We start from the raw sequence: 12476 nt of genomic DNA, 5'->3' as shown, positions 1-12476 counted from the left end.
ACAGTCAACAACGAGTTTGACGGACAGGCCGCCATCGCGAGCAAGCTCGCTCCCACACGTCCTTTGTTGCCTATGAGTCAGGGTAACTGTTTAGGCGGGTGGCATCACTGATTCTGCGTAGCCGGCAACTCCCGCTGCGGCGGGCCGTTGAGCCAGTTCGCCAGCAAATGGGTCGACATCGGGATAAACAGGTAAACCATCAGCGGTGTCAGGATGAGTGTGCTGATCAGCACGCGGTTCAACAGGCCCAGTTCGCCCAGCAGCGGCCCCAACAGGAAGTTGAACAACAGCGATACGGGAAAGAACGCGAGCCAGATGGCCACGGCCTGTTTCCAGCGGGGCGGACGCTGGCCGACCGCGCCGAACCAGCCATCGATGCCACGCACCCGATGTTCGGAGGGATGGGCAAACAGATCGCTGCCCCGTCCCAGCCAGGCCGTGCGTGAAGCGGAGTGTTCCCAGGCGTGCAGGGTCTGTTCGTCGGCGAACCGGAAGATGATCTGGAATTCATCGTCCTGGGGCGGTGGCGCGAGCACGCCGGAACCCAGGTAGCCGGGAAAATCAGTGGCCAGTTGTTCGCCTTCGCGCAACCAGGCAATCAGATCTTCATAGCGCCCGTTGGCGACGCGGCGGGCCACCATCAGGGTGACGGGTGAGGTAGACATTATGTATCTCCGTAAGACAGGCGCAGTACTCCGGGTAGGAGATTCGCGGGAGACGCCCCGGGATGGTGGGTAGCGTCAGGTCGCCAAAAAACAGGCAAGGATTATTCCCGATTGTGCGAAAAACAACAAAATCGCACCTTTAATACGTTTGTTCTTGTCATGACGTGTGATGGAGGGGTAAAACAAGGATCCAATTTCCCTGCCGGGATTGTCTGCAAAAATGAGCCTAATCACAGAGGAAAGCCTGGTTTTCCAGGCAGCAGGTGCCTTGAAGCGGGAAGAGCTGTTTCCCATTCGCGAAGTTGCGCGCATGACCGGTGTGAATCCCGTGACCCTACGCGCATGGGAGCGGCGCTACGGTTTAATCCAACCCACTCGCACCGAAAGTGGGCATCGCCTGTACTCTTTGAGTGATATCGAAAAGGTGCGCAGCATCCTGGCGTGGATAGACCGCGGGGTAGCCGTAAGCAAAGTGGGAAAGATTTTGGCGAAGACCGAGTCGGTGCAACCGGTCTCCACGCTGATTTCATCGGATCTGGTCAGGGCCGACTACGCCCAGTGGCAGCACCAGGTGGCGGCCGCAGTCGCCAACTTTGACGATGTGGAACTCGATCACGTCTATGGTCAGATCTTTTCCACCTACACCGTGCCGGTCGTGTTCCAGGACATCCTGATGCCGCTTTGGCGACAAATGCTGTATCGCCAGCCAGAGTTCGGGCAAATCAGCGAATGGGTATTTTTCGACGGCTTCCTGCGTTCACGCATCACCCAGCGGCTTTTGCTCAAGCGCGAAGCTCTGGCGTCTCGTATCTTGGTCTGTGCTATTGCTGGCCAATGCCGTGAACTGGAGTTGCTGGTCGCGGCGCTGTTCCTGTCCAAGGCGGACGTGGGCGTCAGGGTGCTGTCAATCGGCCTGCCGTTCGACGAACTGTCCCTGGTGTGCCAGAAGGTCCAGCCGCTGGCCTTGGTGCTCGTTTCCGATCACGCGCCGGTCCCGGATTTGCCCAAGCGCCTGGGCAAGTTGGCGATGACCCTCGATTGTCCGTTGATGCTGGCCGGTGAGGCATCCGACCTCGCGCAGGAAAGCCTGGCGGGCTCGTCAATCGGTTGCCTGGGTAATGACGGAACGGTGATGCGCCAGCGCCTGCGCCAATTTCTGGCAGGCAATCTCGACACCTGACTGACTAGAGATGCATGGTGGGATGGGTCAGGCGATGTTGCTGCAGGATGTACTGGCGCAGGCGCTCGGTCTCGTCCTGGTCATTCTGGTTCAGGTGATAGGCCAACAAACCTCGATCGGTTTCTCGTTCGAAGGATCCACGTAATGAAATCCTCTCGTAGCCTGACGGGCTGAACCACAAGGCAAATTGCTTTGGTGGCTTGGTGCGGCTGCGGTTTTCCAGCAATACGCCTTTGCAGGACACCTCGTGGACCCAGAGCGGTCCCGGCTGGCCCTTGATATTCTCCAGCGCCACCGGCTCGTCGAGCACCAGGCGCCACGGGCGAATCTTCGGTCCGTCCTCGTAGATGCTTGGCACACCCAGGCGCAGGTGCATCGCATGGAATTCGTCTTCCACCAGATGCAGCGGAAAAGTCATTTGCTGGTTTTCGAAATTGGCTTGCAACGTGACCTGCTCATTCGCTGCCAGGCGCGTCAGCAAGTCACGGATCTGCGACCCACCGTTGACCAGCAAGCTCGACGTGACATCCCGCTCGTTCAACTGCGGGTTGTGCTGCATGGTCCGGATGAAATCCAGTTCATCCTGCGTCAGGAGGGCATCGCGCTGCATGGTCGGCTCGAAATGATGATTTACATATTCACTGGTGATTGTAGTGACTGACCATTAATTCGGGGTTTTGTTTTCACCGTTCGTCGCTTCGAGCCGTGCAATCGTTTCCCGGGCTTCGGCCAGCTCCTTTTCCAGCTGAATGACGCGTTGTTGAGCCTTGACTTGAGTCGTGACGTTTTTTTGCACACCGATGAAATAGGTGTGCCCGTCAGCCGAATTTTTCACCGTGGACAGTGACAATTCATTCCAGAACGGAGTGCCGTCCTTGCGGTAGTTGCGCAACACCTCGCGACAGGTACCTCCCTCTCTCAAGGCCTTGCGAATGGGCTCCAGGGAAGGTTGGTCCCGATCACCCGACTGCAGGAAGCGGCAATCCTGATAGAGGATTTCGTCGCGGTGATAGCCGGTCAATCGTTCGAAGGCTGGGTTCACGTAGATCAGGATGTTGTCTTCGCCTTCTTTTTCAGCGATGACAATCCCGTCGTTCGAAGCATCGATGACCAGTTGCATCAGTTGAGCGTTGATCATTGGAAAGCGCCCTTTGAACATTCTTTGATGCAACATCTTAAAAGAAATCGACAGGCTGTCCACTGGCCATCACTGCCGTTGAGAGCCATTCGCAGCCCGGCAGGTGCAGCTGTTACTATCCCGGCTCTCTTTTCAGGTTCAGGATCAGATCGATGAAAGTCGCCATTCTTTCCGGCTCAGTGTATGGCACCGCCGAAGAAGTCGCCCGGCACGCCGCCAAACTGCTTTGCGCTGAGGGCTTCGACGCCCGGCACGACCCTCGCGCGACGTTGGCGGATGTGCAGGCGTTCGCGCCAGAGGCCTTGCTGGCGGTGACGTCCACGACCGGCATGGGCGAGTTGCCAGACAATTTGATGCCATTGTATTCGATCATCCGCGACCAATTGCCAGGGTTCTTTCGCGGCTTGCCTGGCGCGGTGATCGGCCTGGGTGACGCCAGCTATGGGGATACCTTCTGCGCCGGCGGCGAGCAGATGTGCGAGTTGTTCGCCGAACTGGGCGTGCGCGAGGTGCTGCCGATGCTGCGCCTGGACGCCAGCGAAAGCGTCACCCCGGAAACCGATGCCGAGCCGTGGCTTGCCGAATTGATCGAAAAGTTGCGCCCCTGAAGCGAATCCGGTGACTCGTTTGGCCAGTAAGCTGGCTGCCAATGCAACTACCGCCTCTGAAAGACCTGACTAGACTGATTTTCTTGCGTAAGACGTTTTGATGACGAGACTCCTATAACTAGAAACCAGAGGTCAGAGCCGTGAGCGTAGCGCCCGTCCAAACGACACTTAGTATCAAGGAACAGGTCAGTGCGGCCGAATGGCAAACCCGGGTGGACCTGGCCGCCTGTTATCGGCTTGTCGCGCTGCATGGCTGGGATGACCTGATCTTCACCCATATCTCCGCGAAGGTCCCCGGCACCGAGGATTTCCTGATCAACCCCTTCGGGTTGATGTTCCATGAAGTCACCGCTTCGAGCCTGGTCAAGGTCGACCAGGCTGGCAACAAGTTGATGGACAGCCCCTACGACATCAACCCGGCCGGCTACACCATCCACAGCGCGGTGCATGAGGTGCGCCATGATGTCGCCTGTGTGTTGCACACCCACACCGCCGCCGGCGTTGCGGTATCGGCACAGAAGCAAGGAGTGTTGCCGATCAGCCAGCAAGCGCTGTTCGTGCTGTCGAGCCTGGCCTATCACGCCTACGAAGGGGTGGCCTTGAATCACGAAGAAAAGGCGCGCCTGCAGGCCGACCTGGGCGAAAGCAATTTCCTGATGCTGCACAACCATGGCTTGCTGACATGCGGCGGCACCATCGCCGATACCTTCCTGATGATGTTTACCTTTCAACGGGCCTGTGACATCCAGGTCCTGGCCCAGAACGGCGGGGCCGAATTGATCGCCATCGAGCCGCAGATTCTGGCCGGCGCCCGAGCGATGATCGCCGGCGTGACCAAAAGCGCCCAGGGCATGGGCGGTGCGTTGGCTTGGCCGGCGTTGCTGCGCAAGCTCGATCAACACGATAGCGGGTATAGAAGCTGATGCCCCTGGCCCAGATCCCCCTGCGTATCTGGCGCCAGCGCAGCCAGATCTTCATGTTCCGTGGCCATGCCATCCGTTATTGGGTGGCGGGGCAGGGCGAGCCGCTGCTGTTGATCCACGGTTTCCCCACCGCCAGTTGGGATTGGCATTACCTGTGGCAACCCTTGGCGCAACGCTACCGGGTGATCGCATGTGACATGCTCGGTTTCGGCGACTCGGCCAAGCCGACGGATCACGTCTATAGCCTGCTGGAGCAGGCCGATCTGCAACAGGCCCTGCTGGCGCACCTGAGTGTGAAGGGCGCCGTGCATCTGCTGGCCCACGATTACGGCGACAGCGTGGCCCAGGAGCTGCTCGCGCGGCACTACGACGCGCGCATCCACCTCGCCAGTTGTGTCTTTCTCAATGGCGGTCTGTTCCCTGAAACCCACCGTCCGGTATGGGCCCAGAAAGTTCTGCTAAGTCCCCTGGGCTGGCTCTTGGGGCGAATGTTCTGCCGGGAAAGCCTGGCCAGCAGCTTTCGGCAGATTTTCGGGCCCTCGACCGGCCCTACCGAAAGCGAACTGGATGACTTCTGGAGCCTGGTGCAGGCCCATCGCGGTCCGCGGATCATGCACAAACTCATCGCCTATATTCCCGAGCGCCGTGTGCAGCGGGATCGCTGGGTGCAGGCGATGCAACGCGGCGAAGTGCCGTTGCGGGTGATCGATGGCGCGGTCAATCCGATTTCCGGTGAGCACATGGTGGCGCGCTACGAGGCCCTGATCCCCAACCCGGACACGGTGTTGCTGCCCGACATCGGCCACTATCCGCACACCGAGGCCCCGGTGCAGGTGCTCAAGCATTACCTGGCGTTTCGCGAAGCCATCGCCGTGCCGCACAGGCAAATGGCCTGTTCCTGAGGGCGCGGGAGGGAGCGAGCTTGTGTGGGAGCGAGCCTGCTCGCGAAGGCGCCAGCACATCCAACCCCCATTCTGACTGGAAGACCGCTATCGCGAGCAAGCTCGCTCCCACAATAAATCGATTGTGAATACAGAATTTGTGAGCACCAAAATCCCCTGTGGGAGCGAGCTTGCTCGCGATAGCGGTACATCTGCCAGCCAGGAAAATCAAAGGCGCCGCCGTGGCTTGGGCCCGCATCATCCCCTCGCCTTATCGGCCACCATTCACTGGCAACCGTCTTGATTGTGACCGGCCGACAGGTGCCCGACACTCGTGCCCATTGTCCTATTCGCCTGCTGGAGTTCTGCCATGAGTGAGTCTGTGCGCTTCGAAGATAAAGTCGTGATCGTCACGGGAGCCGGCGGTGGCCTGGGACGCGCCCACGCGCTGCTATTCGCCAGGCAAGGCGCGAAAGTGCTGGTTAACGACCTGGGCGGCTCGGCTCAAGGGGAAGGGGCCAATGCCTCGGCAGCGGACCGGGTGGTCGCCGAAATCCGCGAAGCGGGCGGCATCGCCGAGGCCAACCATGACTCGGTGACCGACGGCGACAAGCTGGTCCAAAATGCGCTCGACGCGTTCGGTCGTGTCGATGTGGTGGTCAACAATGCCGGGATCCTGCGGGACAAGACGTTTCACAAAATGGACGACGCCGATTGGGACCTGGTCTACCGCGTCCACGTCGAGGGCGCCTACAAGGTGACCCGGGCCGCTTGGCCGCACCTGCGTGAGCAAAACTACGGGCGGGTGATCTTCACCGCATCCACCTCTGGCATCTACGGCAACTTCGGCCAATCCAACTACGGCATGGCCAAGCTTGGTCTCTATGGCCTGACCCGAACCCTGGCCATCGAAGGCCGCAAGAACAACATCTTGGTCAATGCCATCGCCCCCACCGGCGGCACCCGCATGACCGAAGGCCTGATCCCGCCGCAGGTGTTCGAGCAACTCAAGCCCGAACTCGTCAGCCCGCTGGTGGTTTACCTGGCCAGCGAGACTTGCCAGGAAACCTCCGGCCTGTTCGAAGTGGGCGGCGGCTGGATGGGCAAGGTGCGCTGGGAGCGCAGCCTGGGCGCTGGCTTCGATCCACGCAAAGGCTTTTCCCCTGAAGACGTCGCCGCCCATTGGCAGCAGATCTGCGATTTCCAGGATGCTGTACACCCGAATGACAACCTGGAAGCCTTGAAGGAAATGATGGCGAATCTGCAACGGCACGCCATTTAACAGTTATAGCCCGCGCCGGTTGCTGTCAGCACAGTAACCGGTTCAGGGAAAATACTTCTTCACCAGGGCCGCCAGGTTCGCGGCGGTCTCGGCGTCCATCACACCGTCATACTTGGCCGGGCGAAAGTGCAACTGAAATGCTCTTACCAGGCGCTGGAAACCTGCACCCGTCGTGGCCGCCGAAGTGTCATAGCCGTATCGTTTGAATAGCCCGACCAATTGTTCGCGAAGAGGAATTCCACAGGCTCGATACACCTGCATGAATTCTTCTTGAGTGGTGTCATCGAACCATGCACCAATGCCCTTGAGATACAACGCGTGCCAGGGGAACATCGGCCCCGGATCGCTCTTGCGCCCGGCGGCGATATCCGAATGCGCCACCACGTTGACCGGGCTGATGTCCGGGTAGCGCTTGAGAATGTCCAGCGCCAGGTATTCGATGGCCTCGATCTGCTGGGCCTTGTAGGGCGGAAAAGTAAATTGCCCTTGGTTATCGGTGGCCAGGTTGACAATTTCCACGCCGATCGAGCTGTCGTTCAGGTTGCTGCGATTACCCCAACTGCTTACACCTGCATGCCAGGCCCGCTGGTTTTCGTCCACCAGGTTGAAAATCTGCGGTTCCTTGAAACCTGCTTTCAAGTAGGTGGGGTCGGTGAAGTCGGGAATCAGGTAATGGGCGCTGACGGAAGGGCCGGTCAATGCATTGACGGACGATGCGAAGTTGCCGGCGGTGTAATGGAAAACTAAAAAACGAACGCGGCTGTTATAGCCTTTTGTTGAACGATAGCTGGTGTTGTTTATTTGCATTGTCGATAACTCACTGGGAAATAAATCGGAGCGAAATGCTGCGATTGCTTTCAGCGTAACAGTGAGTGTTTTGTGTGCGCGTAGTTGGATTCTGGCTTTGTTGTAGGACCGGGCGCTTAGAGGCTAAGGATTTTTTAATAATGGCGACAAAAAGCCCTTTTGCTGCGGGCTATCAGCAGCAAAAGGGCGTTGATTATTTTTCCATTGGATCAGGGTTGCTTGAACCCGGTTTTCCGTTGGCGGCGCGCCATTCCTTTACTTCTTTCACCACAGCCTCAGGTCCGCTCTTTCCTGCTTCTGGGTAATACAATAAATCTGATCCAGAGGGATGCTCTGAGATGTATCGCGGGTGATGCAGTTTCACTACCCGGGCCGGTTGCCGGCAGCCGCGGCAACCGTGCTCATGGACAATACTTTCGCCAGGCCGCCAGGTTCGCGGCGGCCTCGATAGGGCGCAGACCTATCCTGCACGGCTCAACATCCAGGCAAAGCGCTCGGCGGGCCATTCCTTGCGGTCTGATACCTGCCCGTCGCCGAGCTCGACGACCCGCAATACACCGTCTGATCTGAGGATTACGTCGATCGAGAAAAAAGGGCTTTCGATCAGCCGTGCACACTCGGTCACCAACTCAGGTACTTCACCGGTGGCGCCATAGGCCTGCCCGTGGAGTACAAAGTAGCGACGTTCAGTTTCTTCGAGGTATTCCTCTCGTCGCCTGACACATATACCGCCTTCGATCTGGCCCCGATAACGGCGCATCTTTTCAACAAGCGGCGCGATGCCTTGGCGAGTATCAACCAAGCTGCCACTACCTGTGTTAAGTGACTTTACGTAGTCCTTGATGAAGTAGCCGGGCCATTGCCGGCCTTCGAGTGCCTGAGTGAAGTTTGCATCGCTGTCCAGCACTACCGTTTCGCTAGTGTAAGCAACCAACAACGGATACCACTGCGGCAAGTGATGACAGTGCCGATATTGTGTGGCGTTGGTCACTTCAATGGCGCCCTTGTGGCGCAGCTGGTTAACCAAGGCGGTGTACGCATCGGGCGTCAGCATCCACCCGCGATACAAAACCGAGTCTCCGGGCGTGAGGGGTGCAGAAGTCTTGAAAAGGCCAGCTTCGAAATCTTCAAAAGAGAACAGCACGGTCCTCAGTCCCGCAGTCGTTACCGCTTCGTACTCTTCAGCGTACTGCTCATCAGGACGTTTTTTATCAAATGGGTCGCTAGGATAGAGTAGGTGCATTGCTTCTTACCGATGAAAAGTGAAGGGTCAAAATCCTGCTGGGTTCGGTACATCATGACGCCGGAATCGAGAGACCCCTGCTGCCGGTTATTCAGCGGCAAGGGGCGTTCAACTATCTGGAGCGTCAGGGGTGCTTGAAGCCTGGTTTACCGTTGGCTGCACGCCAGCTTTTTATCTCGTCGACTATCGCCTCAGAGCTTTCCTTGCCAGGCTCTGGATAGAATAGTAAATCTGATCCTGCGGGGTGCTCTGAGATACGCTTGAAATCTAGGACGGCGTTGTTATGTGCTTTTTCAGAAGGAAAAGCTCCTTCTGAAATTTTTATTACGAAGGCGAGAAATTCTTTTTCAGTTATTTCGGTTATCGATTTCTTCATTGCTTGTGCTCTCTATGAATTTCAATATGTCTTTTAGGGGTGGCGAGAGTGATATTGTCAATGTCGTAAACTCCACCATTTAAAGAGATGTATTTTTTGTGGTGAAGCTCATATTTGGTTCGTGCGCCAATCTGTTCAGTCTCCTTGGTATAGGCAGAACGACCTTTTTTCATTTCTACTAAATTACGTGAATTAAATTCTTGCGAGAGTATAGGATCGCCAGCGACGGCTTTCCAAAAAGCTTCCCGAAACTTCCTGAAATTCCTAAATTCCTTCCCCCTCAACTGATCCGCAATCTGCGACGGAATGGGTGATCCTTCACCTTGCGATGCTGCGTCCATCCACCCACCTGAAACCGGAGCTCCCGTCCCCAGCGCAACCCCAGGGTCTTCCCGTCGATCCCTGAACATGACGTACAGAGGCGGCAGGCCTGAGTCGATTGGGAAAACGAAAACATAATCATCGAAGCTGTCTGCGGTTATTTCGGGGAACGGATCGATCCTTCCCTCTATGGGCGTTACCGATGCGCCTGTATAAACAGGCGGGGCGGGTGGTTCGGCGGGAAGGTCCGTGGAACTGTTGGCGGGTTGAACGACCGGCGTCCACGTCAAGGTTCTGGGTGGGGTTTCTTCAGTTGTAGCGGTGTAGAGATTTTGTTGAGCGTTATAGGTAACCGGAACCACTTTGACTTTCGACGGATGGGTTATGCCGTCGGTGTTGATCACGAGGATTTCGGATTGACCATCCACGGTCGCTTGAGAAGTGAGGCGTACCGGCAAGTCAACGAATCTGTCGGCCGCCGCGATTGTATGCAAATCGTAGTGATGTATCGGTGCGAGCTCCGAGAGTGGTGTGCTGAACGCATATCGCTCGGGTAATTCACCGTTCGCCAGCTTGGGTGAATAGAGCAGCGCCGCAAAACCCGCCAAGGTCGGCACAGCCACTGCGGTGAGCGACTCGATAGCCATGGCGACTGCGGCTCGTAGCGCGGCCTGGATTGCCAAGGTCGCTTCCGAACTTATGGCCAGGCTACTGCCGACAAGCGTGAACACCGGACCGGCTGCGGCTGCCGCGCCAAGTATCGGATAGGCGCGCCCCGCCAGGACTTGTTCCAGTGCTTGTGCCTGGGCTACGCGTAGGATCTCGGCTTCGGCCGCCTTGCGTGCCTCTTCCGTGGAAGCCCATTCAGAAGAATTGTTAAAGACGGTATAGATAGGCGGAATACCCGACTCGACCGGGAACACCGTGACGAACCCACTACCAAAATCGTAATCCTCCAGCTCCGGATCCTTATCGACCCCTCTGGTTATGGCCCAGGGGGTTCCGCCCTCATAGAGGTCGATCTTCGGCACGATCGATGGCAGTGTCGTGGATGCATCCGTCTCTTTTACGATAGGCGTCCAGGTCATCAAGGTGGATGAGCCATCTGGACTGTAGGATTTGTAGACGTTGCTGTGAGGGTCGAGTGTTGCAAGCCTTACCGGCACGCTGGAGGGCACCGATGTTCCGTCGGCATTCGCGACGACGAACATCATCTCGTCGTCGGTGGTCATGGAACCCAGCACAACCGGGAGATTGACCGCTCCTTTCGATGCTGCGATTGCCAGCAAATCATCGGTGTTGGCTGGAGCTAGTTCTGACAGCGGAACACTCAGGGCGTAGCGTTCTTCGTTGCCCAGCTCCGACGGGTCAATCAGTGACGCGAACCATGCAACAGTGGGTGATGCCATTGCGGTAACTGTTTTTAGGGTCGCCGAAACCGCGGTGCGCAACTCATCCGTGATGCCCGAGGCGGTCACCCGGTTGGGAGCGAAGGTCCCACCTGCGATTGTAAATACTGGGCCGGCGGCTGCCGCGGCGCCCGATACAGGAAATGTACGGGTAGCCCGGGCTGGTTGACGTGCCTTTTGAACTTCTGCCTGACGCCTCGCTTCCTCCGCCTCAAGTTCCTCAGCAGCGGCCCACCTTTCGGCCTCCCATAAGGCCATGGCGGCATCGTGGGCTTGTTTAGCAGCTACTGTTGCGGCAATCCGCGCAATCCGTGCTCGTTCTTCAGCAGCGCGTTTAGCCTCGGCTTCGGCGGCCTTGCGCGCCTGTTCCTGAGCCACGCGTTTGGCTTCAACTTGAGCCTTTGCCCGAGCCTCAGCGACTTTTTTTGCGTTTGCCTGGGCAATGGCTTTGTTGTGTGCGGTTAAGCGAGCATCCAATAGCTTGATCTGCTCAGCCAGGAATTTTGCCTCGTACGCCGCAGCATAAGAGACATTCCACTTGGAAATTGCTTTGTAGTAAGCCCTTTGTCCTCCGCGACGGCCAACGAGCTCGAACCCCTTACGACGAGCGTCTTGAAACTTGTGAGTCAGTGGATCATGACCATAATAAAGATTGGCTATCGCTATATGTTCTTGATGATCTTTTCTCGCTTTGAACAGTTGTAGCTTGAGTGTTCGTAATTCAATTTCGGCCGCATCGGTTCCACGCGGGACCACCGCAGCAACGGCTGCTCTTGTTTTTGCGAGTTCGGCGTTGGTTATATGGGTGATATTTTTGATATTTTCTTTGAAGAGCTCTTCGGTGGATGTGTTACTTTCATCCAGCCAATCAATGGCATAATCAACGGCATCGTATGCACGATCGGAGTGGTCTGGGCCTGATACGCCTCTTGCGCTAAATCCATAACCATTAGATGACGAAGGCGTGCGGGGTATGCCTCTATTCACAAGGAGATTTTTTTCTTGCTGCATATCGAGTTCCTTTCGAATCGAATCTGAATAGCCACACCGTCATTCAACATGTGCAGTCGTTCATGGCTATTTGCGTAGTCACCGATCCTGGGCGACCAAGGAAACTATAAGTTCGAACTCCACATGCAGGCAGGTGAGCCTTTCCGACAACACTGTAGGAAACAAGAAGTTTTAACTCGGAAACAGCCGCACATAAAAAAGGCCGCTGCAAAAAGCAGCGGCCTAAGCGTGACGTTGCAAAGGAGCTACAAACCAACGTCGATAAGCACGGGATGATGGACCGATGCGCCAATCCATCCGAATGACGGTGCGCCAGGCGTGAGGGATGCCGTGGCGACTTGCGTTTGCAGGCCCGTTGCCCTGCAAGCCCGGCCAGCATAGGGACCGAGCCCGGAGGGAAACAGCCCGAATCCGGACATGCACCGTTGCAGGGCGCGTAACAGTGTTCGGCGAGGCAGGGGTATGCGCGGCGCTGATAACCCATCATCCAATCCATCCATGCACACCCCAAAGGTCCGCTGGGCAGGGGCTGTCATCCTTTTGAGGTACAGCGTGAATACCTCCTTGGTGCGCTTATCGCCCATGGCATCCGGCAGTAGGGTGAAGGCTCTGTCACTCACCGGGGAAGACGC

At 57.2% G+C, this 12476-nt stretch carries 13 protein-coding genes; 5 read left to right on the top strand and 8 right to left on the bottom strand.

The annotated features are described in order from the left end of the window. Positions 1 to 104: 104 nt before the first annotated feature. Entirely contained in the window at positions 105 to 665 is a 561-nt protein-coding gene (locus tag J3P85_RS24495) for an antibiotic biosynthesis monooxygenase (protein ID WP_434703855.1), read from the bottom strand. Positions 666 to 885: 220 nt separating this feature from the next. Here J3P85_RS24495 and J3P85_RS24490 point away from each other — a divergent pair, with 220 nt between their 5' ends. Beyond that, positions 886 to 1845: a MerR family transcriptional regulator gene (locus tag J3P85_RS24490; protein ID WP_434703854.1), complete on the top strand. Its 960-nt coding sequence runs from the start codon at positions 886 to 888 to the stop codon at positions 1843 to 1845. Between the two features lie 4 nt (positions 1846 to 1849). On the opposite strand, the gene J3P85_RS24485 is transcribed toward J3P85_RS24490, so the two are convergent. Then, a complete protein-coding gene (locus J3P85_RS24485; protein WP_186729776.1) occupies positions 1850 to 2455 on the bottom strand; it encodes a hypothetical protein in 606 nt (201 codons plus the stop codon). A 54-nt stretch (positions 2456 to 2509) separates the two neighbouring features. Further along, positions 2510 to 2983 (bottom strand): PAS domain-containing protein, encoded by a 474-nt coding sequence (locus tag J3P85_RS24480; RefSeq protein WP_434703852.1) that lies wholly within the window; start codon positions 2981 to 2983, stop codon positions 2510 to 2512. A gap of 152 nt (positions 2984 to 3135) precedes the next feature. Between J3P85_RS24480 and J3P85_RS24475 the strand changes: the two genes are divergently transcribed. The 4 genes from J3P85_RS24475 to J3P85_RS24460 all read left to right on the top strand — a co-directional run bounded on the left by J3P85_RS24475 (position 3136) and on the right by J3P85_RS24460 (position 6677). Further along, the gene (locus J3P85_RS24475; protein ID WP_434703851.1) at positions 3136 to 3591 is read left to right on the top strand and encodes a flavodoxin; all 456 of its coding nucleotides are present in this window, start codon (positions 3136 to 3138) and stop codon (positions 3589 to 3591) included. Between the two features lie 140 nt (positions 3592 to 3731). Further along, the gene (locus J3P85_RS24470; protein ID WP_434703849.1) at positions 3732 to 4514 is read left to right on the top strand and encodes a class II aldolase/adducin family protein; all 783 of its coding nucleotides are present in this window, start codon (positions 3732 to 3734) and stop codon (positions 4512 to 4514) included. After that, positions 4514 to 5416, top strand: coding sequence for an alpha/beta fold hydrolase (locus J3P85_RS24465; RefSeq protein ID WP_434703847.1), 903 nt, complete (start codon positions 4514 to 4516; stop codon positions 5414 to 5416). The genes J3P85_RS24470 and J3P85_RS24465 overlap by 1 nt, the downstream gene beginning before the upstream one ends. Before the next feature lie 349 nt (positions 5417 to 5765). Next, positions 5766 to 6677, top strand: coding sequence for an SDR family oxidoreductase (locus J3P85_RS24460; protein WP_427002419.1), 912 nt, complete (start codon positions 5766 to 5768; stop codon positions 6675 to 6677). A gap of 42 nt (positions 6678 to 6719) precedes the next feature. Here the strand turns inward: J3P85_RS24460 and J3P85_RS24455 are convergent, their stop codons facing one another. The 5 genes from J3P85_RS24455 to J3P85_RS24435 all read right to left on the bottom strand — a co-directional run bounded on the left by J3P85_RS24455 (position 6720) and on the right by J3P85_RS24435 (position 11844). Beyond that, the gene (locus tag J3P85_RS24455) at positions 6720 to 7484 is read right to left on the bottom strand and encodes an N-acetylmuramoyl-L-alanine amidase (RefSeq protein WP_434703845.1); all 765 of its coding nucleotides are present in this window, start codon (positions 7482 to 7484) and stop codon (positions 6720 to 6722) included. 193 nt (positions 7485 to 7677) lie between these two features. Beyond that, positions 7678 to 7848: a bacteriocin immunity protein gene (locus J3P85_RS24450; protein ID WP_434703844.1), complete on the bottom strand. Its 171-nt coding sequence runs from the start codon at positions 7846 to 7848 to the stop codon at positions 7678 to 7680. A gap of 96 nt (positions 7849 to 7944) precedes the next feature. After that, on the bottom strand, positions 7945 to 8727 hold the full coding sequence (locus J3P85_RS24445; RefSeq protein WP_434703843.1) for an ATP-grasp domain-containing protein: 783 nt from the start codon (positions 8725 to 8727) through the stop codon (positions 7945 to 7947). A 124-nt stretch (positions 8728 to 8851) separates the two neighbouring features. Further along, on the bottom strand, positions 8852 to 9103 hold the full coding sequence (locus J3P85_RS24440; protein ID WP_434703842.1) for a bacteriocin immunity protein: 252 nt from the start codon (positions 9101 to 9103) through the stop codon (positions 8852 to 8854). Next, on the bottom strand, positions 9100 to 11844 hold the full coding sequence (locus J3P85_RS24435; RefSeq protein ID WP_434703840.1) for an S-type pyocin domain-containing protein: 2745 nt from the start codon (positions 11842 to 11844) through the stop codon (positions 9100 to 9102). Before J3P85_RS24435 ends, J3P85_RS24440 begins: the two co-directional genes overlap by 4 nt. Positions 11845 to 12476 lie beyond the last annotated feature (632 nt).

This window comes from Pseudomonas sp. Z1-12, from assembly GCF_051132015.1.
Classification (GTDB): domain Bacteria; phylum Pseudomonadota; class Gammaproteobacteria; order Pseudomonadales; family Pseudomonadaceae; genus Aquipseudomonas; species Aquipseudomonas zanjanensis.
The sequence above is the reverse complement of the archived record's forward strand: the minus strand, read 5'-3'. Positions and strand labels throughout refer to the sequence as shown.